The sequence below is a fragment of the Pedobacter miscanthi genome (genome assembly GCF_003315595.1).
GTDB lineage: Bacteria > Bacteroidota > Bacteroidia > Sphingobacteriales > Sphingobacteriaceae > Pedobacter > Pedobacter miscanthi.
On record NZ_QNQU01000006.1, the window covers coordinates 236,565 to 261,001 of the forward strand.

18 protein-coding genes are annotated in these 24,437 nt (G+C 40.7%); 1 reads left to right on the forward strand and 17 read right to left on the reverse strand.

Translation table 11 applies throughout. The annotated features are described in order from the left end of the window. Positions 1–13: 13 nt before the first annotated feature. The 11 genes from DRW42_RS09260 to DRW42_RS09310 form a co-directional block, all read right to left on the reverse strand. Positions 14–319 (reverse strand): helix-turn-helix domain-containing protein, encoded by a 306-nt coding sequence (locus DRW42_RS09260; protein WP_113948534.1) that lies wholly within the window; start codon positions 317–319, stop codon positions 14–16. Further along, entirely contained in the window at positions 300–653 is a 354-nt protein-coding gene (locus DRW42_RS09265; protein WP_113948535.1) for a type II toxin-antitoxin system RelE/ParE family toxin, read from the reverse strand. Before DRW42_RS09265 ends, DRW42_RS09260 begins: the two co-directional genes overlap by 20 nt. Before the next feature lie 142 nt (positions 654–795). Beyond that, positions 796–1,827, reverse strand: coding sequence for a GntR family transcriptional regulator (locus tag DRW42_RS09270; protein ID WP_113948536.1), 1,032 nt, complete (start codon positions 1,825–1,827; stop codon positions 796–798). A gap of 42 nt (positions 1,828–1,869) precedes the next feature. Beyond that, entirely contained in the window at positions 1,870–3,255 is a 1,386-nt protein-coding gene (locus DRW42_RS09275) for an FGGY-family carbohydrate kinase (protein ID WP_113948537.1), read from the reverse strand. A gap of 14 nt (positions 3,256–3,269) precedes the next feature. Then, complete coding sequence (locus DRW42_RS09280; protein ID WP_113948538.1) at positions 3,270–4,550, reverse strand: sugar isomerase; 1,281 nt, start codon at positions 4,548–4,550, stop codon at positions 3,270–3,272. A gap of 263 nt (positions 4,551–4,813) precedes the next feature. After that, positions 4,814–6,934, reverse strand: a complete 2,121-nt coding sequence (locus tag DRW42_RS09285; RefSeq protein ID WP_113948539.1) for a bifunctional aldolase/short-chain dehydrogenase — start codon at positions 6,932–6,934, stop codon at positions 4,814–4,816. 26 nt (positions 6,935–6,960) lie between these two features. Beyond that, a complete protein-coding gene (gene rhaT, locus DRW42_RS09290; protein WP_113948540.1) occupies positions 6,961–8,055 on the reverse strand; it encodes an L-rhamnose/proton symporter RhaT in 1,095 nt (364 codons plus the stop codon). A gap of 362 nt (positions 8,056–8,417) precedes the next feature. Next, a complete protein-coding gene (locus DRW42_RS09295; RefSeq protein ID WP_113948541.1) occupies positions 8,418–9,266 on the reverse strand; it encodes an alpha/beta fold hydrolase in 849 nt (282 codons plus the stop codon). A 6-nt stretch (positions 9,267–9,272) separates the two neighbouring features. Continuing rightward, positions 9,273–9,746, reverse strand: coding sequence for a pyrophosphohydrolase domain-containing protein (locus tag DRW42_RS09300; protein ID WP_113948542.1), 474 nt, complete (start codon positions 9,744–9,746; stop codon positions 9,273–9,275). A gap of 210 nt (positions 9,747–9,956) precedes the next feature. Next, positions 9,957–10,688: a LytR/AlgR family response regulator transcription factor gene (locus DRW42_RS09305; protein WP_113948543.1), complete on the reverse strand. Its 732-nt coding sequence runs from the start codon at positions 10,686–10,688 to the stop codon at positions 9,957–9,959. A 72-nt stretch (positions 10,689–10,760) separates the two neighbouring features. Further along, complete coding sequence (locus DRW42_RS09310; protein WP_113948544.1) at positions 10,761–11,768, reverse strand: sensor histidine kinase; 1,008 nt, start codon at positions 11,766–11,768, stop codon at positions 10,761–10,763. Between the two features lie 206 nt (positions 11,769–11,974). On the opposite strand from DRW42_RS09310, the gene DRW42_RS09315 reads away from it, so the two are divergent. Next, complete coding sequence (locus DRW42_RS09315) at positions 11,975–14,389, forward strand: outer membrane beta-barrel family protein (protein ID WP_113948545.1); 2,415 nt, start codon at positions 11,975–11,977, stop codon at positions 14,387–14,389. A 221-nt stretch (positions 14,390–14,610) separates the two neighbouring features. Here the strand turns inward: DRW42_RS09315 and DRW42_RS09320 are convergent, their stop codons facing one another. The 6 genes from DRW42_RS09320 to DRW42_RS09345 all read right to left on the reverse strand — a co-directional run bounded on the left by DRW42_RS09320 (position 14,611) and on the right by DRW42_RS09345 (position 24,258). Continuing rightward, a complete protein-coding gene (locus DRW42_RS09320) occupies positions 14,611–15,513 on the reverse strand; it encodes a metallophosphoesterase family protein (RefSeq protein ID WP_113948546.1) in 903 nt (300 codons plus the stop codon). Between the two features lie 313 nt (positions 15,514–15,826). Further along, on the reverse strand, positions 15,827–17,689 hold the full coding sequence (locus DRW42_RS09325) for an alkaline phosphatase (RefSeq protein WP_244215229.1): 1,863 nt from the start codon (positions 17,687–17,689) through the stop codon (positions 15,827–15,829). Next, entirely contained in the window at positions 17,683–19,206 is a 1,524-nt protein-coding gene (locus DRW42_RS09330) for a RagB/SusD family nutrient uptake outer membrane protein (protein ID WP_113948547.1), read from the reverse strand. The genes DRW42_RS09325 and DRW42_RS09330 overlap by 7 nt, the downstream gene beginning before the upstream one ends. A gap of 11 nt (positions 19,207–19,217) precedes the next feature. Next, positions 19,218–22,448, reverse strand: coding sequence for a SusC/RagA family TonB-linked outer membrane protein (locus DRW42_RS09335; protein WP_244215230.1), 3,231 nt, complete (start codon positions 22,446–22,448; stop codon positions 19,218–19,220). A gap of 238 nt (positions 22,449–22,686) precedes the next feature. Beyond that, positions 22,687–23,631 carry a FecR family protein gene (locus DRW42_RS09340; RefSeq protein ID WP_113948548.1) on the reverse strand — a complete coding sequence of 315 codons (945 nt, stop codon included), beginning with the start codon at positions 23,629–23,631 and terminating at the stop codon, positions 22,687–22,689. 63 nt (positions 23,632–23,694) lie between these two features. Continuing rightward, positions 23,695–24,258, reverse strand: a complete 564-nt coding sequence (locus DRW42_RS09345) for an RNA polymerase sigma factor (RefSeq protein WP_113948549.1) — start codon at positions 24,256–24,258, stop codon at positions 23,695–23,697. Positions 24,259–24,437: the final 179 nt, after the last annotated feature.

The following is a 24,437-nucleotide window of genomic DNA, read 5'->3' on the forward strand; positions in this document are numbered from 1 at the left end:
GATAATGTATTTTTTATAAACTTACATTTAGATTCAAATGTCCACCCAGCCCAACTTTGATAATTCTCATTAAAGTTGAAAGTCTGATATCGCTTGCATTATTCTCAATTCTCGAAATGTAGGTTTTAGTGGTACCACATTTCTCAGCAAGTTGCTCTTGTGTCATGCCTTTTTCTTTGCGGAGCTCTTGTAGCATCGCGCCAAGTTTAAAACTTTCGAACTCCTGTTCGTAATTCTCTCTGTTTTCTGTTCCTCGCTTACCGTATTCATCATCTAAATGATCGGCAAATGATTTCAGTTTATTCTTTGTCTTTTCCATCAAAATATTTCTTTTTAAGTTTCTCTGCTAATTCGATTTCATTTTTAGGAGTTTTTTGGCTTTTCTTCTGAAATCCATTTACCAGTATAATTAATTTACCCTTATCGAAAAAACTGAATACCCGAAAAATATCAGATCCTACTTCAACTCTGATTTCATAAAGTCCTGTTGAACCTGTAATGTGCTTAAAATATTTTTCAGGGATTTTTTCAAGCGTAGCGATTAATTGTAATGTCCAGTTGAATTTTTTCTTTACGTTAGGTTTAAGCTTCTCGTAAAAATCCAAATAATACTCTTCAAAGTAGAAAATGTCTCTGATAAATTCTTCGTTCATTACCAAATTTAAGCCAACACAAAGTTAACTAATTAGATAACAAATTCAAATAGATATTATACAAATGAAAATTGCTAATTACTTGGTTAGCAACTTACTTACTAAAAGAACCTGAAATAAATTCAGGGTGACGCCTTGCGTTTCACAACGATTTACGCAGATTCAAATAAAAAGGAACTTCTACTTTCTCTGTTTTTCCGGTAAGGATAAACTCGGCAGCCAATGCACCCAATTTGCTAAAATCAGTAGAAATGGTGGTAATTCCATCTAAAATGATTCTTTTTAACGGGGTTTCGTTGTATGAAATCACACCGACATCGTTTCCGATTTTCAGTTTTTGGGCGATCAATCGTTCAATTAACATCACCAGATCATCTTCCATCAGGTTGATATACACTTCCCCTGGATTGATCTCTTCATCTTTAATGTTATGGATTACTTTATGATCGAAAGCATATTGCTGACAAAACCTGTAAAATCCGGTTAATATCTCGTGCGGGAAATAACTGTTTTTAGGGAAAATAATTTTAAGCGTACGATAATTCGAAAGCCTGTCTAAAGCCTGCTCCAGAGCCTCATAAATATCCTGGGCAAAGTTTTCGTAAGCCGCAGCATAATCGCCTGTTATTCCTGGCAGGAGTTTATCCAGAATAACCAGCTTTTCTTTTGGGATGGTATTGATAATTTCGTGAGCATTTTCGCCCCCTTCCAAAAAATGCGGTATAATAACGAAGTGCGAATAATCATCGCGTTTCGCCACTATCATCTTTTTAAACAAAGCAAAATCGTTGTTATAGATGTAAAAATCTATTGCGGCCCGCTCGCCCAAAGTTTTGGTAAAGGAATCGTAAATGATCTTTTTGTGGGTGCTGAGCTTATTAAAAAGCAGACAAACCTTTAATTTCCTTGAAAAATCGGTATTTACAATAAAATAGCCCTTGCCAGGCACCGAATCTACTACGCCTAATTTCCGAAGGTTACGGTAACCTTTTTCGGCGGTATCCCTCGACATTTCCAAACTGAAACTCAACTCGTTGATAGAGGGCAGCAAACTGTTTTTAAGCAACTTACCACTTTCTATAGCGGCCAAAATCGCATTGGTTAACTGCTTGTATTTTGGCGTCGAAGAATACTCATCGACAATGATATAAGGAATTAAATCTTCTGGTTTCAAAACGGTTACATTGGTGTATGAATTCCGAATATAGTTAAATTCCTAAAAATCCAGACTACGTTGAATGGCAGAATAATATTTTAACTGGATCATATCAGTTGGCGCAGGATTTTCATTCCAGGCATCGTTTATGGCCAAAGCGGTGCCTATGGCCGTGGCCTGAGAAACTGATGAAGCATAAACCTCGATATCGGGAATGGATGTAGCCAATAAGTGCATGTAAATGGCATTTTTACCAAAGCCACCATCAACAAAAATCCTTCTTACACCAGGATTTAAAATCAGCTTTAGGGAATAAACCTGCTGTTTAATCAGGTCGAAAATTAACTGGTGGTAAGCTTCTTCCGCAGTTTGAAAAAGATTCAGATCGCGATCGGGAAAAGCAGAATTTGCCGAAAACTCCTGTTGTTCCTGCTGATTTTCGGGAATTTTATTCGCCAGTTTTAAAATCATCGACGGATTGAACTTCAGGTGTTTAAACAGGTATGCTGCGCGATCAAAATGTTCTGCAATACGTTTAAGCTGTACTTCGTGTTCATAACCGGCAAAAATACGCGAGGCTTTAACTGCTTTCCCCTTATAATGCATATAACACAAACAGTCCTGTTTTAACTCTCCTGCCGTTAATGGCTGCTGGTTAAAAGGATTTAAACTGATGCACCACGTTCCGGTGGAAATAAGCACAAATGGGGTATTAAAATTGGCGAGATAAGGAATTAAAGCGGCAGAACTATCGTGCAATCCAACGCCCACATTTAAGGTTTTACTTTCAAAATTGGTTACCTGACTTGAATCTGCAGGTGTAAATTTGCCGAATTTCTCCTCAATCTTCTCTGCTGAAACCCAATGGTGATATTGGTTTTTATTGAAATCCCAAAGCTGAGTATGGCAACCAATACTGGTGATATCGGCCACGGCTTTACCCGTAATTAAATAACTTAAATATTGCGGCAGGTGTAAAGCCCATTTCACTTTGTTAAAAATCTCAGGCTTTTCGTGTTTTAAACGGTACAGCTGCATACCCGAATTCAAACTGCCTAAAATGGGCGAAGCGGTTTCTAAAGAAATCTTCTCTTCTCCACCGTATTCAGCGTAGAAGGCCTTTTTAAGTTCCTCGGGATAATCCTTTAAATAGTTATAAAGCGGCGTTAAAGGCTCACCATTTTCATCAAGATATACAAAACTGGCACCATAGGTTGAAAAATTAATGGCTTTAACATCGAATTCTTTTAACTGCAATACCTGGTGCAGGGAATCGTACACGGAAGAACGCAAACTTTCGAGGTTTTCGCAAACTTCACCATCTTCATCAACGGTTTCTACAAAACGGGCAGAACGTTCGTAAACAATCTGGTAATTTTCGTCGATCAGGAACAGTTTTTTATTTGTTTTCCCAACATCAAATATGGCAATAACAGGTTTTGGCATTTTTATTCTCCTATTTATAAACCTGTTGCTACGGTATTTCCACGGTGACCGACTAAATTATTCCTAACACCTAAATCACGGTATAATGTTATTGGTGATAAAGCCGCACCTGCCCTAAACCTGGCTTCGGCAACCAATGCCCTTAAATCGCTACGGAAAGTATGCTGCAAAATTTCCTGTGCTTTGGTTACATCGTTGTTCTCCTGTGCTTCGTTTAATGCTTTCCGATCAACCAAAAGAGCCTGTGCATAAGCAATCATGATGGCCTCTACAGATTGCAATAAATCCTCTAAAGGATCTTTCACATTGTGTGAAGCATCAATCATCCAACCTAAATCTTTTGCATGGTTCATGCCTTTTGCATCCATTCCCTCCACCAGTTCGTTAAAAATCAGGAACAACTGATAAGGTTTGATACTTCCGGCAGTTAAATCATCATCGCCATATTTAGAATCGTTAAAATGGAAACCACCCAGTTTTCCTTCCATTAACAGTAAGGAAACTATCTGCTCGATGTTGGCATTGGGCAAATGGTGACCTAAATCGACCAGTGTATAAGCCTTTTTACCCAGTTTGCTGGCATATAATAACGATTGGCCCCAATCGCCAACGGTAGTAGAATAAAAATTAGGCTCGAAAGCTTTATACTCGACAAAAATCTTCCAGTTTTCGGGCAGTGCGGCATAAATTTCCTGCAGACTTTCTAAAGTATTTTCAAAAGCTTTGCGGAAATTAAGCTGACCAGGGAAGCAAGAACCATCGGCAAGCCAAACAGTTAAAGCATCAGACCCCAGCGCGATACCATGTTTGATTACTTCTATATTATGCTCAATGGCCTGTTTACGGATATCCTTATTAACATTTTGCAATGAACCGAATTTATAGCTGTGTGCCGAACCCGCCTGATCCTGAAAGGTATTGGAATTCATGGCATCGAACTTTAAGCCATAATCAGAAGCCAAAGCTTTCAAGGCTTCAGCATTTTGAGGAATGTCCCAGGGAATGTGCAACGAAATGGCACCACTTGAGCCGTTAAGTGCATGTAACAAACCAACATCCTCGATTTTTTCTTCAATAGTGCGCGGTTCTCCACCTGTAATGGCAAAACGGCCAAAACGCGTTCCACCTGTACCCAATGCCCAGCTTGGAATGGCAATCTGAAAATCGACCAGTTTTTGGATTACGCTTTCGAGATCAACATGTGCCCAATCTTCTTTTAAAAAGGCCAGTTTACGCTGATGTGAGGTTAAAAGGGAGTCGTTATGCTTTTCTATATGGTTCTGCCCGATATTCATAGGGATATTTGGTTTTAGGTTATTATTATGGCGATACAATCGCCGTTCTCGTTCATCCTCGTTACAAACGAGGACGATGTTTTTTACTTTCCCGTGGTCTGTGTCCTCACAGGCCATTATTTTTTAACCACAGATTTACACACCTGCCCGTCAGTTCAGGCGGGGATAAACACGGATTTTCCTATCTGTGTTCATCCTTTTTATCTGTGGTTAATCATTATCTTAAAAATGCTTTTCGGTCTGTGGGGACACAGTTACTTAAATTATCTCACAAATGCCATGGCTACCCCGCCATCAACATTTAGAACGTTTCCGGTTGATTTTTGCAGCAGGCCGCCAACAAAGGCAAAACAGGCATTGGCAATATCATCCGGCAATATAATCTGATTTAATAAAGTACGTTTGGCATAATAAGCTGGCAATTCGGCAACGGTAATTCCGTAGGCTTTTGCCCGGCCTTCGGCCCATCCACCAGCCCAGATATTGCTATCGCTGATCACTGCATCAGGATTTACTACATTTACACGAATATTATCAGCTCCAAGTTCGGCGGCGTTTAACCTGCTTAAATGTAACTGTGCTGCTTTTGCACTGCCATAACCCGCATTATTCGGTCCGCTTACCAGAGCATTCTTACTTACAATATTAATGATATCACCTCCAATATCCTGCTTTTGCATCGTATTTGTTGCAGCCTGGGTAATAAAAAACTGACCTTTTACCAAAACATCATATAATAAATCCCAGTCCTTTTCGGTATGACCGGCAATGGTTTTGGAAATGGATAATCCTGCGTTATTTACAATAATATCGACGCCACCGAAAGCCAGTGCAGCCGAATCGAATGCATTTTGAATATCTGTTTGGCTGGTTACATCCAGAATGGCGGTACTGTAAGAATCTTTACCAAACTGAGCTTCAAATTCTGCTCCCGCTCCTTCTAAACGCTCGGCATTCATATCATTTAAGATCACTACGCCACCCTCTGCCACAAATTTCTTTGCAATTGCCTTACCAATACCGCCCGCACTACCTGTAATCAGCGCAATTTTGCCCGTTAATGGTTTTGGTTTTGGCATACGCTGTAATTTGGCTTCTTCCAGCAACCAGTATTCGATGTTGAAAGCTTCCTGATGTGGCAACGAAGTATATTCAGAAACCGCTTCAGCGCCTTTCATTACGTTAATGGCATTGATATAAAACTCTGCGGCAACCCTGGCCGTTTGTTTATCTTTTGAAAAAGTAAACATACCGATTCCGGGATACAAAATTACTACCGGATTAGTATCGCGTATGGCCGGGCTGTTGGGATGTTTACAGGCTTCGTAATAAGCGGTGTACATCGCCCTGTAGGCTTCGAAAGCAGGTTCCAATGTTTCTTTTAAAGCTTTAACATCTGATAAATCTGCATCGCTATCTAAACTTAAAACCAGCGGACTGATTTTTGTTCTTAAAAAGTGATCGGGGCAACTGGTTCCCATTGGTGCCAGGCGGTCAAGATCATTTGAGTTGATAAACTCTAACACACGGCTATCATCGGTAAAATGACCAATCATGTGCTGTTTAGAAGAGCATAAACCACGTAGTACCGGCGCTATTGCAGCTGCTTGTTTTTTACGTTGATCTGCAGCAGCGCTTTCTAATTTCTGTCCGCCAAAAACCGGACCTTTTTTACCATAGTTCTGGTTCAGGTAATCAGAACAGATTTCGATTACCTCCAAAGTATTCAGGTAACTTTCGTAAGCGGTATCGCCCCATGTAAATAAACCATGCGACCCCAGCATAATGCCACGGATGCCCGGATTTTCATCCAAACATTGTTTCAATTGCAAGCCCAGTTCGAAACCTGGTTTTTTCCATTCTACCCAGCCAATGGTTCCACCGAATAACTCTTCAGTGATTTTTTTACCATCTTTTGCGGCTGCAATGGCGATTGCTGCATCAGGATGTAAGTGATCGATATGTGCAAAGGGCAGAAAGCCATGCAAAGGCGTATCAATTGATGGTGCTTTAGAGCTTAAATCGAAAATACAGTGGTTAAACAACTCAACCATTTCATCTTCGTGCTCCACACCTCGGTAAATATTTTTCAGGCTTCGCAAACGGTCAACATATAATGCTGCCAGGCCACTTTTCTTTAAAGTGCCTAAATCGCCACCCGAACCTTTTACCCACATTACCTCAGTTTCTAAACCGGTAAGCGGATCTTTTTCCAATACTTTACAGGAGGTATTTCCACCGCCATAATTGGTGAGGCGTAAATCGGCACCCAGTAAATTAGAACGATAAATTAAGAGGGCAACTTCATCACCGGCCAGTTTTGCGGCTTCTTCTTCATCCCACAAATAGCTTACATGCTTATAATTTTTTGTATCGATCGACATTGTTATATTCTATTTTTTTTAATTGATTAAGCTTTTATTGAATTACCGTAGCCCACAATGAGCACAGAAATGATAATGGTTAAGATGCCCACCAAAACGGTAACAAAAGTTTTTTTGGATACACCTTTCCACTCTTTTAATATCAGTCCCCATACGTTGGCAATCAGGATAATAAAGGCCATGTGCAAGATCCACGAACTGGCGCCATTACCCATTTTGCTTTCGCCCATACCATAGAAAAAGAACTGCAAAAACCATGTGGTACCTGCCAGTGCAGAGAAAATGTAGTTTTTTAACAGTGGCGTTTTAGCATTGGTATAATCGCCGAATGTTTTGTTGCGTGCATTAAGTACCATGCACCAGATAAAATTGGTAGTTAAACCACCCCAGAGCACAATAATGTAGGTAACATTATTCTGGAACAGGAAATTTCCGTTTTCTGCAGGATTTGCAGCCTTCCAGATCGCATTTGCAGCATCGGCCATTGGTTTTCCGGCTTCGATACCAAAATTGAAGCAGGCACTTAAAACACCCGAAACGATGCCAACAAATAAACCTAAACCGAATTTGTATTCTGTTTTAATTTCCAGGCCGTGCGGATCGGTAACAGCCGATTTCATTTCTTTTTCTTTCATCATGCCTGCTTTACCGCAGATTACGATACCCAAAACGCAGACTAAAAGTCCGAGCAGTACCATGCGTCCCCAATCGGTATGTAAAAACATGCTGAAAGTATCTTTACCTGCCTGAGGAAAAAAATCGAAGTAAATGGATGGCAGGATGGAGCCTAAAACCATGCAGAGGCCTAAAATAATACTGCTACCCAATGATACGCCAAGGTAACGCACACCCAAACCGTATGTTAAACCACCAATGCCCCAAAGGATACCAAAGAAATAGGTAAGCCATAAAATGCTGCCGTTGGTACTGCTGATGATTGCGGTAAAATTGGGAATGGTTAAAAATGCAGCAAGCGGCGGAACGATTAACCAGGAAAAAAGTCCCCCAACAATCCAATAACTTTCCCAGGCCCAACCTTTAACTTTTTTGTAAGGGATATAGAAACTTCCGGAGGCGAAACCACCGAAGAAATGAAAGATAACACCTAAAATTGCCTGCATGCTCTATTTATCATATTTGGTTGCCCTAAAATAGAATTTACAGTGGCTTTAACTGTTATGCACTGTTATGGATGAGATATGGAAGACGTAAAATGGATGATGGAATTAGATCAATCCAAAGACGGAGGTCGGAAGTTATATTGTAATTAGTGTTGTCAACTTTAATAGCAAATAGACTAGAAAGTTGACAACACCTTTAACGAAGTTAATCTAGTAAAGCCATAGAGATACAGATTAACAAGAAAAAACTCGTCATTGCGAGGAGGAACGACGAAGCAATCTTAATGCGAACGCTAGTAACGATTGTTGTAAGATTGCTTCGTCGGCTGAAAAAGCCTCCTCGCAATGACGAGTTAAAGAATTTAAAGCGCGGAAATCTTTTGCACAATAGCCTCAATCACTTCAACAGATTTAAGGATCTTATAATGCCCTACACCGTCGAATGATTTTGCATTTATTGCCGGGTTTTTATCCAGAAATTCTTTAAGAAATGAATATGGAGAAATATGATCTTCCGGATCGAAGGCCAGAAAATGGTTTGTAGCAGGATTTAAGTGATAAAGTTCGGTCAGGTTAAAATGACTGGCTGGTACCGGAAACTCTTTTTCAAAATTGGCAAAAAAGATCTCTTGATCTTTGGCGCCGATATTTACAGAATCAAGGCTTTGCTCAAAATTTTCCTTCAAACGGATCAACGGTGCAATGCTGATGAGCAGTTCGGGAGATAAACCCAGTTCCTGCAGCGCGATTACATTGGCCATTCCTCCAAGTGAATGCCCGATAAGCACATCAGGTTGCGCATAGTTTTGTGCAATGGCCTTTACCGAATCGGCATACAACATCAGGTTCGAAAACGCTGATATAGAACTTCCGTTACCGGGTGCATCAAAAGCAATGATTTCGAGATCGTCGACTTTCTGTAGTTCAATAATCAGCTCATAAAAATCCAAAGCCTTAGAAGCCCAACCATGCGTAAGCAAAACTTTGCGTTTGCCATTGCCCCAGCTGAAACAGTTGATGGTAACGTCGGCTTTGGTAAAATAAGTATCAAAAACCTTTAGGCTAAACTGTTTTGAAGCCGCAATAAGCTGTTCCTGATGCAGGCGCAAAGGCATTTTGGGCGAGTAAAAGATAAACTCACGCATTAAAGCCGCATCGGGAGCTTCCTGAGATAACTTCAGGTCGGTTACTAACTGTTTTAGTCTTTTCAACTGAACTTAAACTAAGTGAGATTTTAAATCGGCAGGCGAATAATTGATCGATTTTAACGTTTTATCATCTGATTTTCTGAAAACAAGGAACAATCCGTCTATTTCTTTATAATAAGATTCGGTTTGATCTTTATCTAAATAAAACTGAATGGTTTTTTCGGCTTCTTCAACAGTTTTGCAGGCTTTGCTCATGTTAGAGCGGTGAACTTCATCAAAAAGGGTTTTAAATTTTGCCCCTAAACCAAATTCGTGGATGGCGCCTGCCAAAACATATTGTAAATCGCAAAGGGCATCGGCCACTTCTACCAGATCATCGTTTTCTACTGCTTCCTGTAATTCTTTCAACTCTTCGGCCAAAAGTGAAATACGGAGATTTGCCCTTTGTTTTGAAGGAATAACAGGATTTTCGAGAATAGGATGTTTAAAGGTAGTGTGAAATTCTGCAACCTGATTGAGCGAATTGGTTTCTTGTACGGCCATTTTTTGATTTTAATCTTTACGCAGCAAACTTAAAAAAATCAGGAGAAATAATGCGGAGAATTTATGAACACCTTGGATTGGTTAATCGGTTAATTGTTGAAACTGGTTAATCGATGAGTGCACGCCAACAATAGAACAATCGAGCCATAAAAGCAATATTTTAATTGAAAAACAAACTCCAACAATTAACCAGTTAACCGATTTATACAGTTAACCTCTTTTGCCCTCCCTTACCACTTTAAAAAACTCTTCCTTATAAGTTTCGCCTATCGGAATGGCCTGATCGCTAATGAAAACGGTATTACCATCGATCATTTTAATTTTCTCGAGCGAGATGATATACGATTTATGGATGCGGTAAAATGGTGGCTGTGGCAGCTCGGTTTCAAGCTCGCGTAATGATTGATAGGTGATGATCCTTTGCGTGGCAGTATAAACCGAAACATAGTTTTTTAATCCTTCGATATAGAGAATATCATCGTAATTAACCTTGATGAATTTGTTCTTGGTATCGCCTTTAATAAAGATAAAATCATTCCCCTGAGCAGACTGCTGTACAATTACCTCCTGCTGAACAGGTGCAACAGGTGCTAAAATCTGCTGGGCTTTTGTTGCTGCCTTATAAAAACGCTCGTAAGAAATCGGTTTTAGCAGATAATCTACCACGTCCAGGTCAAAACCTTCTAAAGCATATTCGGGATAGGCTGTAGTAAGGATCACTTTACATTTACCTCCACAAATTTTTAAAAACTGGATCCCGGTGAGCTCAGGCATCTGGATATCCAGAAACACCAGGTCTACCTTACCTTCCTGCACCATATTAAGCGCCTCAAAAGCATTAGTGGTGGTACCTACCAATTCTAAAAAAGGTGTTTTATTGATAAAGGCGGCAATAATATCTGAAGCGTAAGATTCATCATCAACAGCAAGGCAGCGGATCATAGGAAAAGGGGTTAGCGTATGGTGGTTAGCAGTTAGCGTAAGTTAATTATTTTCAATGGCACAAATTATCCATTAGAGATTTAAAATCAAAGTGCTTTTGTAGGTATTGCCATTGTTAGAAATCAGCAGTTCGTGTTTATCAGGGTAAATGAGATCTAATCTGCGGTGGATATTCACCATGCCCACACCGCTCGAATGGTCTTTCTGTGCATGACTGATCTTATTGCTCACTTCAAAACTTAACCTTTTGTGCTGCACTTTCAGCTTAATACGTACCGGTTGGGCTTCATCATTCACCACCCCATGTTTAAAAGCATTTTCTACAAAAGGGATCAGGATCAATGAAGCAATTTTCTGATCGCTGATGCCTTCGGTTACAAAATCGACATAAAATTTGGGTTCGAAACGCATTTTAAACAGTTCGACATAACTTTCGAGGTATTCTACTTCTTTATCCAAACTCACTTTACCATCCGGACTATCGTTCAACGTATAACGCATCAGATCAGACAAACGCAGAACGGCATTGGCCAGTTTATCCGAAACGGGAATAGCGAGAGAATACACATAATTTAAGGTATTGTATAAAAAATGTGGGTTGATCTGCGATTTGAGGAATGAAAGCTCAGCTTTTACCACTTCTTCTTTAAGTTTGCGGTTTAACTGCTCCGATTTAAAGCTCTGCTCGATACCATAAACTGCAGCGGGTACAACAATAAAGGCAATACTCCAGTAAATATTATCAGATATATAACCCCAGGCGGTAATGCCATCGGCATAATTATGAAAACCAAACCATTTTAAATAAAGCACCTCTTCTATTAAATACCGGAGTGATATAAATACCATCACGGTAAATAAAATGCCCCCGATTAATTGCGGCAGTTTATTCTTTTTCAAAAATTTTGGATACACCCACAGGTAACAGATATAAAATTCTATCAACTGGATAAAATTCATGGATACATTAAAGGCAATTTTGATAAATGTAGTTCCGGAAATTAAAACACCTCCGTAGAAATAACCTAATACAAGTAACCAGCAAATTATATGGATCGAAATGGTTTTTATTGTTTTCATGCCCTAAAACTATACAAAGCTTTTTTAACCGCCTATTTTCTTATGCCAAACCAGCAAATAATTATCCCAACCCATACTTTTTAGGGATCAACGCCTTTTATAGCCCCAAAATGCATTGGGATAATATTTTAAGGGGTTGGGATTATATAATTTAAAGGCCGAAGTCGGCTTTTCATCTTTGGATCATCAATTAAAACAAACATAAGATGAACCGCTTACTTAAAACCATCATTTTTTTCTTCTTCCTTTTCGGTATTAAAACCGTTTCTGCACAGAATGTTAAAATATCAGGCACTGTTACCGATAAAAGCAATAAAGCACTAGATTATGCTTCTGTAGCGCTGATCCACCTGCCCGATTCGGCCTCGGTTGCCCTACAGGCTACCAATCAACAGGGTTTATATGAATTTAGCAGCGTAAAACCCGGCCGTTATTTAATTAAGGCTTTGATGATGGGTTATGATAAAAATCAGTCTGCTGCTTTCGAAGTTAAAGAGGCCGCAGTTAAAGTACCGACAATCACCTTAACAGACCGTTCACAGAACCTGAAGGAGGTAAATATCATATCCAAAATGCCGGTAATCGACCAAAAAGCAGACCGCGTAATTGTTAATGTAGAACAAATGAATACTGCGGGTGATAATGCGCTGGAAGTGATCAGCAGGTCACCGGGTGTAAAGCTGGATAAGGATGATAACATAGTATTAAAAGGTAAAAAAGGAATTAACGTAATGATTGACGGAAAAATGAGCTACATGACAGGCCTTGAGCTTACCACTTACCTTAAATCGTTACCAGGATCGGTATTGAGCAAAATAGAATTGATTTCTAATCCGCCTTCATCTTTTGACGCGGCTGGAACAGCAGGGATCATTAACATTAAACTGAAAAGGAATAAAATACAGGGTTTTAATGGCAACATGAACCTTGGCGGTGGGTATGGCCGTTACGAAAAAGTTTATGGGGGTACTAACCTGAATTATAACATTGGCAAAGTAAGTACTTACTTACGTTTAGATGCAGGACATTACAATTCGTTTAACAGGTTAACGCTAAACAGGACTATCGGAGAAGAACAATATAACCAGCTTAATTTCTGGCATCCGGTTACCAACAGTTTGAATTATTCTACCGGTGCAGATTATTTTATCAATGATAAAAATACACTGGGAATTATGGTAAAGGGTTACAACGCGCCCGAAGAAACGAAAGTAAACAGCAATTCGGTAAACTATAATGCAGCAGGGGCAAAAATGGGTGGCACAAGTATGTTTAACCCGCAAAGTAACACCGAAAAAAACCACGCCCTTAATTTAAATTATCGTTTAAAAACAGATACAATGGGTGGAGAACTGGGTATTGATGCAGATTACGTGCGCTACGATAACAGCAGGAACGAAACTTTTACCAACAATTACCTTGATGCGAACGACCAGCTGATTGGTGCCCCGATAGATCTCCGCAATAACGGCATGGGCAAGGTATCCATCTATTCTATCAAAGCAGATTATACGCTGAACCTGAACAAAAAATTAAAAATGGAAACGGGCTGGAAAAGCAGCTGGGTAAGATCAGAAAGTGATGTACGTTTCGACTCGTTGAAAACCGCAGGCTGGATTACCGACCCACGCCGTACCAACTTGTTTTTATACAATGAAAACATTAACGCAGGTTACCTATCGCTGGATCAAAGCTTCAAAAATTTACAGATCAAAGCAGGTTTACGGGCCGAACAAACCTTGGGCAATGGCAGTTCATCAGGAACAAATGCACTGATCGACAGAAAATACTGGAAGCTTTTTCCAACACTTTTTGTTTCTTTAAAACTCGATTCGAACAACCTAATTACTGCAGCTTACCGCAAAAGCATTAATCGCCCATCATACAGCAGCTTAAATCCCTTTACTTTTTATACCGATCCTTACACTGCTTTACAGGGGAACCCATGGTTACAGCCATCGTATGCCAACAGCTTCGAATTTAATTACTCATTCAGAAATTTCAGGGTATTAACGTTGAGTTATTCGGTTAACAACGGATCGATATGGGAAGTAGCTTATCAGAACGACCTAACCAAGGAAACCATCACCAGACCTGAAAACCTCAGCCGCACCACCAACTTTTATATGGCAACCGGAAGTCCTTTTGATATAACGAAATGGTGGAACAACAATACCGAAGTTTCAGCCGGTTTTAACCGCACACAATCGGCGGTGCAGGGTAATGGTTATAATGCTTTCTCGTGGAACTGGTCGGTAATGATGGATAATACGTTTACTCTACCTAAAAACTATAGCATCACCACCTATGCTTATTACGATTCTCCATCGGTTTCAGGTCTGTTCCGCAGTTTGGGAAGTTACCAGCTTAATGTAGGTGCGAAAAAAACATTCTGGAATAAAAATGCAACGCTGGCTTTAAAAGTTAATGATGTATTTAATACGAGTGCATTTCGGGCAAACCTGGAGTATAATAACATTAAAACCTATTGGAAAAATGAATGGGAAAGCCGCAGGGTAAACCTGAGTTTCAGCTATAAATTCGGTAATATGAAAATTAAAACCGCAAGAAAAAGAAATACAGGAACAAGTGAGGAAGAGAACAGGGTTGGGAAGAATTAAGGATTAAAAAGCTTTTATCCGCTTTATTTTAAAAGAAGTCAAGTTTTGAGATTACCTTGTATACAAGCAATGTACAAACTTGACTTCTTTGGAGCAATACGCCGAAAAGATCCTTCGCCTGCGCTCAGGATGACAAGCCGCGAAGAAACATCATCCCGACTGTGCTCGAAATGACGGTTGCGAGGTTACACATCATCCATTATACATTTCCCATCTTCCATCTAATAATTAACATATTTTTCTTCAAAACTCCCATCCTCATACAAATCGATCAGGCCGTAACCCGGTGCGGTTTCCCTTCTGTTACCCTCCCACCATGCGCCTGATACGGCACCGTTGCAGAGGTAGGTAACACCATTGTAAACTACTTTATCTCGCATGTGCAAATGTCCGCTTAGGCATAGTTTTACATTTGGATGCTGATAAAAAAGGCTGATGATTTTAGCGGTGTCGGTATGCATATCGCCACCCAGCATGGTCCATTTGTTTACAATATTATCTTCTATCATTAACAGGGCAGTAAGAATAGGAATATGCGACATTACCATCACCGGCATCGTTTTATCGGTACTTTCCAGCTCGTTTTTTAGCCAGTTTAACTGCTCATCGCCCAATTTGCCAATGTACCAGGTGTTATCAATATCGAGGTGGGTACTATCCAGTACGATAATTTTCCAGCCATTTTGTACCAAACTGTAATATGGTTTAACCAGCTGCAATTTATCCATGGCATATTTTTTACCATAAAATACATCCCCTTTGCTATCCTCGTTCCACCAGATATCGTGGTTACCTAAACAATAACGTACCGGAATAATGCATTCGTTTTTCATGGTTTCCTGTACCAGTTTCCATTGCCCGTTTATGGTATCGATATTTTCTTTATTCATATCGAAAACGATATCCCCGCCATTTAAAATCAGGTCTACTTTTGGCGATTGGGCCTGCAAATGGTGCAGGCATTTGGTAAACCTTGCCGGCGCATTAAACTGGTTCTTCAGGTGTACATCAGTAATATGCGCTACCCTTAAAACAGGTTTTTTATCGGTTGGCAACGAAACTTTTGATAAGGCTGGCAGCAAAAACAGGCCGCCTATATTTTTGAGTGCAGATCTTCTTTCCATTATCATTTTATTTACTCGCTAAAATAGCAAGGCTATATTATTTTAGTATTAACATGAGTTCGATTAATAATATGTGTTAAAAATCTTCTGTAAATATTTTTAACTCGCCTCGTCACCCTGAATTTATTTCAGGGTCCTTCATGCTAAAAAGATGCTGAAATAAATTCAGCATGACGAACTGACCTGGAGTTGGAGTAGGCGTTTCTAAAACATTAATTTAACAAATAATTATTGAATTCAGATTATTAAGAAAAAAGCGGTGCTGTGGTATATGCAGACACCGCCATGAGGATTTGTTTGGCTTATTCTTTTTTTATTTAGCTTTTGCTAAACGATAAGCTTCAATAATTTTATAAAAGATCTGGTTGTTGGGGTATACCCCCATAAAGGCTTCCGAGCCGGGGCCGTAGGCAAATACCGGCACCATAATGTTGGTATGATCATCAGTACTGAAATTGCCGCGAACGCTTCCTTTTCTGTAGGAGGCATCCAGAAGCGATAATCCGCCGGTTTCATGATCGGCAGTTACGATGACCAAAGTTTCGCCATCCTGATCGGCAAACTTTAAGGCTTCGCCCACCAGGCGATCAAAATCATGTTGTTCGGTTACTGCAAAAGGCAGGTCGTTTGCATGTCCGCCATGATCAATCTGCGCTCCTTCTGCCATGATGAAAAATCCTTTTTTATTTTTCGAGAGCAATTCAACCGTTTTTAAAAACGAAGTTTTCAGCATTTCCCCGCGGCCTTCCAATATTTTCCGCGTGGCAGAATCGTTTAAAAGTACCACCTGTTTAGCCACATTTGAAGCAACAAAACCTTTCAGGTCTTTCTGTAACGTATAACCTTTGCCCGAAATTTTATCCATCAGTTTCTGATCTGGATTTTCGGTAAAACTCTGGCGTTTCGAACCAACCAGGATATCAACATGACTGTTCTGAAAATCAGCTGCAATTTCCTTTGTCATCGATCGCTCAAGCTGATGGGCATAAAAAGCCGCAGGTGTAGCATCGGTAATATCACCACTGCTGATAATCCCGCTGGTAATACCATAAGGAGCCAGAATATCAGGAATAGACTGAAGTGCTTTGCCCGTAGAATCGACGCTGATGTAACGGTTATTGGTTTTATGTCCGGTAGCCATTGCTGTTGCACCCGCAGCAGAATCGGTAAAATCTGAATTGGAAGCTTCGGTACGCGACAGGCCAAGATGTTTAATGGTAATCATGTTGGATTGACCAAAATTAGCACTCAAACCTGCCTGGATCTGTGCCAGCCCCATCCCATCCCCTATTAATAGAATTACATTTTTAGCTTTGGTTTTTAATCCGTCGCTCTTGTAACTTGGCTGATAAGGCTGATAAGGCTTCGGACTGGTATATTCTAGTTTTGCCCTGTTCTGGTAAAAATCTTTTAGCAGTGCCGGATGATCGGTTCCGATCCAATCAACCCCCATATGTTCCAGTTCTTTCCAGCTGTTCGGACTATCTTTGGTTGCCCAGAAACGGAACGGCTTACCCATGGCATGTACTTTGGCAATCACCGCTTTCATTTTTTCTAAATCTGCTGGCGTTGGCGTACCTTTTCCGTTCCATACCGAATAATGGGAAATATCATCGCTGATCATCCCGATGTGTTGTAACTGTTCGGCAGTGTACTGATTTGCCGGACGGCCATCGAAACTGATAACTGATGGATAATCCTTAAACTTTCCGGCAGGTGGAACAGCCCCGCTCATTACAATTTTAATGGCCGAAGGATTGATCTGCTGATCGAAAACGGCTTCATTACCTTTTAAATCGGCCAATAATTTCGGGATTACGTGTTCATAATCTTCTTTTATATCAATTACCAGCTGAAGTTTTTGCTTCGGATCGGGATAGGGATGGTTGCCATGATCTTTAAAAAACGCCACCAAGGGATCGATGTACAATTTCTTCAAGGTTTTACCGGGTGCGATTTCGCTGCTTTCGTGGGCAACAAACAACTCTCCATTGCGGTAAAATACATCAGCCTCGATTGATCCCATACCTGCATAATAAGCTTCCAGCAAAGGAATCTGTTGCTTATAATCATTATGACTGTGCCCGTTACCGGCATTCAGTTTCTGCTGGGCAGAAACTGAATGTATACCTAATCCAAACCATAAAAAGAGGATCAGTTTATTTGATTTTACCATCCCGGATTTTGTTTAATTACACCTGCACTGTTATCAATCTCTCTTTGTGGTACTGCCCAAACATCGTGTATTTGTGGGTTAAAAATTCTTGCCGGCCAGATTACGCTACCATCAAAATCGTGCAACGGTTTAGCGTAAGCAGCCTGTGCATCGCCCCATCTTACCAAATCGCGGTGACGGTCGGCCCACTCGCCTGCCAGTTCGTTACGGCGTTCGCGTTTTAGGTCGTCAATCGTCATTCCGGTTTTGGTACCCAAGCCAGCACGCACCCTGATTTTGTTCAGTTCGGTATCACCAGCACCTGTACCGCTTAAATTTATAGCTGCTTCAGCTTTGATCAGCAATACCTCAGCATAACGCATCAAAGGTACATTTAAATCGGTTGTTCCGTTATCCCCATTCGGGTTAACGTGTGTGGGTATCGGGTTGGCATACGAGAAAGGCTCCATATATTTTTTAAACTGGTAGTTTGAAGTCGCCCCTGCATCTTTGGTAAAACTACGCTCTGCACCGAAGAACATAAATTTATCGCCAGGTTTTAAGATAGTAGCTTCCCTGCGCTGATCGCCGGCTTCGTACGAATCGTAAAGTTCTTTGGTTGGCAGGTAATAACCCCATCCGTTATAAATACCCCAGGCTTTGTTGGTTAACATTACACCTGGTAACTTACTGCCCCAACCTGTACCACCACCACTCGGCGTACAAACCACCGACCAGATATATTCTTTAGACCAGTTGTTGGCTGCCTTAAAAACATCTGCAAAACCTGTGTTTACTAAATCATGCTGACCAGAATTGATTACCATATCTGCATATTTTGCAGCGTTGGCATAATCTTTTTTGTACAGGTACACTTTAGATAAATAAGCCCAGGCTGCAGTTTTATGTGCTTTACCGTAATCGGCTGGTTTCATTGCCGAAAACAACGGAAGGTTATCAGCAGCTTTTAACAATAATGAAATGATGTAATCGTAGTTTTCGTTTACGTTTTTTGCACGGGCAATGGGCACCGAAGGATCAGTTTCGGGCGTAACAATCGGAACACCGGCTTTATCGTTACCGTAGTTTGCCGCCAGCTGGAAGTATACCAAACCAGCATTAAAATAAGCATCGCCAATGATCTGTTTCTTTAAGGTTTCGTCCATATTGATGCCCGGCACATTGATAATAATATCGTTGGCACGTTTGATAATGGCATAACGCATGCTCCATTGTGTTTCGGTATAACCACCACCAATATAACTGCGGTTAAAGTTTTTAATGTTATCGGCCTCCGGTTTGTTACGTCCGGTAACCATATCATCGCTGGCATTGATAAACCAGAACATGCCACGGCCATAAAAATCTTCGGAGTTGTAGTTATCGTACATTCCGCCTTCGGCTTTAAGGGCATCTTCTTTTGTTTTCCAGAAATTTTGTGCCGATGGAGATCCTTCGGGTGTAATATCAAGCTGTTTGGTGCATGAAGAAAAAACAGCAAGAGCGGCAAATGCCATATATTTTAAATTCGTTTTCATTGTTGTTGTGATTATAGATTTACACTTAAACCAAGGATAAAGCTGCGTGCCTGCGGATAACGGCCAACATCTAATCCGTTGTTGTCCATCCCGATTTCCGGATCAAAGCCTGAATATTTAGTAATAGTGAAAAGGTTGTTTGCTGTGGCATAAATTCTTACACCGCCTGTTTTTAATTTATTGGCAATCGATTTTGGCAAACTGTAACCCAGGGTTACGTTGCGGATACGCAGGTAAGAACCATCTTCTACATAAAAATCAGAAGCGTTAAAGTTTCCATTGGCATCGCTTGTCGAAATGATTGGCACTTTACCTCCCGGGTTTTCCGGCGACCATGCATCTAAAATCCCAACCAGTTTATTATACGAAGGACCGCTTGCGCTGTAAGTAGTACGTTTTACAGCATTGAATAATTTATTTCCCTGCACACCCTGTGCAAAAATGTTGAAATCGAAGTTTTTATAAGTGGCATTAAAACTCAGTCCGTAAGAGAAATCAGGATAAGCACTGCCTGCGAAATAACGGTCTTTACTATCAATTGATCCATCGCCGTTGATATCTACAAATTTAAAATCACCTGCTTTTGCGTTCGGCTGGATTTTTTGTCCGCTGGCGTTTTTGTAGTTATCAGCTTCGGCCTGACTCTGGAAAATACCATCTGTTTTTAACACATAATAACTGTACAATGGCTGCCCTACCCTTATGGCCAATGGAGCAAGCTCGTTACGGAAATTGGTACCTACCGCAATGTTTTCTAAACCAGGGGCCAGTTCCTCTACTTTGTTGTTAATTTTAGTCAGGGTAGCATTTACCGAATAAGTAAAAGCTGTATTTTTTTCACTGTTGTAGGTTAAACCCAGCTCAATACCTTTATCCTTTACAATACCCGCATTGATGGTTTGTGTATTTAAACCAGCCGTACCCGGAAGGGCCCTGGTCAAGATCATTTTATTGGTTTCTTTGATAAAGTAATCGGCAACTAAATTCAATCTGCCGAATACCGCTAAATCAAGTCCAACGTTGGTTTGTTTCGATTCTGCCCAGGTAAGGTTTTTGTTGGCCAATACCGTTTGAACATAACCATTTTGTAAAGTTGGTGTTTGTCCGAAATAACTTTGCGTAGCATTTAACAAAGGATTAACCGCTGACGAAGAAAGACTACCCAGGTTACCTAAGATACCATAACTTGCCCTTAATTTAAGTTCGTTTAACCAGCTGGTGTTCTTTAAAAAGTCTTCTTTGCTGATTACCCAACCTGCAGAAACCGATCCGTAATTTTTGAACCTGTTTTCTTTGGCCAGCATGGATGAACCATCGCGGCGACCGATCAACGATAAAAGGTATTTTTCGCCGTAGTTATAATTAGCCCTTAAAAACAACGAAGAAAGTGCTTTTGCATCAAAATAACTTGATGATGGCTGAATTACGGTTGCATTTACCAGATACCTGTATTGTGCCGATTCGTCATCAAAATCTGCTCCTGATGCATATAAACCACTGCTTTTGGTTTTCTGGAAAGTATAACCACCGGTAAATTCTAACTGATGCTGGGCAAAAGTAGTTTTATAGTTTAAAATCTGCTCTGCTAAAAAGTCGTTGGCTTTATCGCTTCTTTCTACCAAACTATTGCTTAATACCGGTTTACCAACCTCTGGTCTTTTAGGCGTAAAACTTTTAAATGCCGCGTCTGATTTGGTAACGCTTAAATTCGATCTGAATGTTAAACCTTTGGCCAGTTTAACATTGGCATAAGGATTAATCACCAACACATTTACAGGGTTGTTGATATCGATACGCATTAAATCTGCAACAGGGTTAACAATATCGCCATAATCGCCTGCATAAGGCCCCGGCAAACCTGCAAAACTACCATCGGCATTATAAGGTGTAGCATTTGTAGGGTAATAAATGGCCGAAAGTAAAGCCCCGGTATAATCGCTGCTGGTATTGGCGCCGTTTCCGTTGGTGCTGCTGTACGAAAGGTTTTCGCCCACTTTTAACCAATCGGTAACTTCGTGTTCAGTATTGATCCTGAAATTGTAACGTTTGGTTTTGGTATTTAACACAATCCCTTCCGCATTACGATAGTTGAAACTCAGGTAATAATTAGATTTCTCGCTACCGCCGTTGATAGCAGCATTATAATCCTGTAATAGTCCATCTCTAAAAACTTCGTCCATCCAATTGGTGCGCGTAATTTGTCCGTCGGGATATTTAGTGGCATCAAAAGAAGGCAAAATCGTAGTTCCGCCATTTTTGGCCGCTGTTGCCGCCACCTGCGAACGTTGCTGTGCGTTTAATGATTCTAGTTTTTTCCAGGCGCTCTGTTGTCCGATTTTGGCATCAAAACTGATTTGCATTTTACCGTTTTTACCTTTTTTGGTTGTAATTAACACCACACCGCCTGATGCCCTTGCTCCATAAATGGCTGCAGATGCATCTTTTAACACCGAAATAGATTCGATATCGTTAGGGTTAAGCTGTGGCGTACCCGAAAAGATAGATCCATCGATAACGTAAAGTACGTTTTCTCCGTTGATACCGCCCGCGCCACGGATGTTGATGCGTGGTGCTGAAGTTGGATCGCCACCCTCATTGGTTACAATTACACCCGGCGATTTTCCGGCCAGTACCTCACCTACACTGTTTAACGATCGCGAAGAAAGTTTATCTAAACCCACAATACTGATGGCACCGGTTAAGGTTTCTTTCTTTTGGGTACCATAACCTACCACTACCACATCGGCAAGGGTTGAGTGTTCTTCTTTCAGTATGATATTGATCACCGGGTTTTCGCCAACTTTTACTTCTCTGGTCTGGTAACCGATCATCGAGAACGAAAGCACCGCCTCGGCACCCAATTCAATACGAAAGGCACCATTTCCATCGGTAATGGTACCGCTTTGTGTACCCAACACTTTTACCGAAACACCCGGAAGCACCAAACCTGTAGTATCGCGTACTACCCCGGTGATAATCCTGTCCGGTTTGTTCATCACCGCGTTGTTCAGGATCACGTATTCGCCTTTTTCCAAAACCTGTAAACCAAGCCTGTCTAAAAGCGACCTGACAGGTTCTGTGGTGAAATCGCCGCTTACGAACATGTTTTTCTGTTGTAACTGATCGGGATTGTACACAAAACTAAGCCCGGTACGCGATTCGATTTCTTTGATGATCTCGGTCATCTTACGGCCTTTGTTTATCGTAATGCTAACCGTGGTTTTCTCTAATTTTTGCGCCATACCTGCCGAAGCGAGGATAGAGCTGCAAAAAATGCAGAGGATTGTAAATGTTAAACATGAGTATTTCATGATCTTATAAAGAGCTGGTGTCCTCTTAGCGGAGGTTGTTTTCATTGCTTAATTTGTTTGATTTTGTTTTTTGTAAAGCTTTAATTATGCTGACCCAGTGGCCAGAAAGAAAGATTGCGGCAACCGATCTGACCGGTACCGTAGATAATTGCTATACCCTATCCTTATCTCATCTGTATATATTAAATGTTTTATGATTTTTTGATCCGTTGAACCGGAGGTGGTGGAGACTGCAGATAATATCCAGAATCTCCTCCGGCGATTGTTTGCTACTGAAAGAAGCAGTGGTTTTAAGTTTAGCCAAGGTGCTGTCGTTCAGAACAATTTTAATGCTGTAGGCATACTGGAGTTTGCTGATCACCTGATCGAGTGTTGTACCGTCGAACGCAAACTCAACAAAAGCAAGTGCTTTAACTTTACGGATAGCGGCATGATCGGCGTTTTTATCATAGGTTAAAGTCTCGTCTTTAACCAGTGTACCCAGGTTTCTTTCCTTATTGCTTACGGCAACTTTACCGGTAACTACAGCAACTTCGAACTGTTTACTGGCCTGATAGGATTTAACCTTAAAAGAGGTTCCTAAAACTTTAATGTCGATGCCTGATACGGTATGTACCGTAAAGGGTCTGTTTTCCTGATGGGCGATATCAAAAAAAGCTTCGCCTTCTTTTAGGGCAATCTGGCGGCTGTTGGCAGCAAATACCTTAGGGTAGCTTAATTTTGCCGATGGACCAAGCATTACCGTCGAACCATCAGATAAGGTAATGCGCTTGTGTTCTGTTGATCCGGTAATTACGGTAACTTGATTTTGAATGGCTATTGTCGGGTTATTAATTTTCCACACGGTTAAACCAAGGGTAACCACAAGCAGTACCGCAGCAGCAATTTTGCCGAAATATTGAAGCTTTAATACTTTACTGGCTTTTGGCTTTTCGTACGTAGCCGCATTAAGGCGAACAAACATCTGTTCTCCTATGACAGCTTTTTGATCGGCCGAAACCACATTTTTTAAATCGAGCGTGGCATACCACTCTTCAACCTTTTTTTGTTCTTCGGGACTTGCCTGCTGATTGAGATATTTCTGCAGCAGTTCCTTTGCCTGTTCTTCTGTCATTTAAATACATGTCAGTTGAAAAGCAAAGAGGTACTAACCAAAAATGTTATCAGTAAATTAACTTTATGTTAAGCCGATTAAAGCAGCAATTAACAGGATATAGGAAAGGCTTTTTTTGAGGAGTTTTAAGGCAGCAGAGATTTGGTTTTTCACGGTCTGAACAGAAATATCCAGTTCTGTAGCGATTTCTTTGATGGATTTTTCCTGTTTTCTGCTCATCGAAAAAACCTGCTGCATTTTTTCGGGCAGTAACGCAATAGCGGCATCTACCTCAAGATGGAGTTCTTTTAAAATGAGTTTATCATCAGCAGCAATGGTGTCTTTTTCGTCCATGAGTGCAGTGAGTGCCGCTTGATGCTGCTCTTTAAGGCTACCCGATCTGAAATAATTGATTACTTTATATTTTACAGCCCCATGCAGGTAAGCACCTAAACTTGCCGACAGGTTAATCGTTTTACGGTTTTCCCACAGCGAAATAAAAATCTCCTGGGTAATATCCTGTGCCAATGCAGCATCGCCAGTTTTTTTAAGGGCAGCATCAAAAACATCTTCCCAGTAAACCCGGTAGATTTCTTCCATGGCCTGATGGCTTCCGCACTGTAAAGATGAAAGTAAAGTTTCGCTCAAGGGATGCTGCTTTTTCGCAGCAAAGCTACCTGCTCAATATTCCTTTAGTATTAACAAATCTTAAAGAGTAGGTGATGATGGAAAATGGATGAGGGATGATGGAATAAGTCCGAAAGTCAGAGGTCCGAAGTCGGAGGTTTGGGTGATAAGGGTAATGGAAAAAGTAAGATGGATAATAG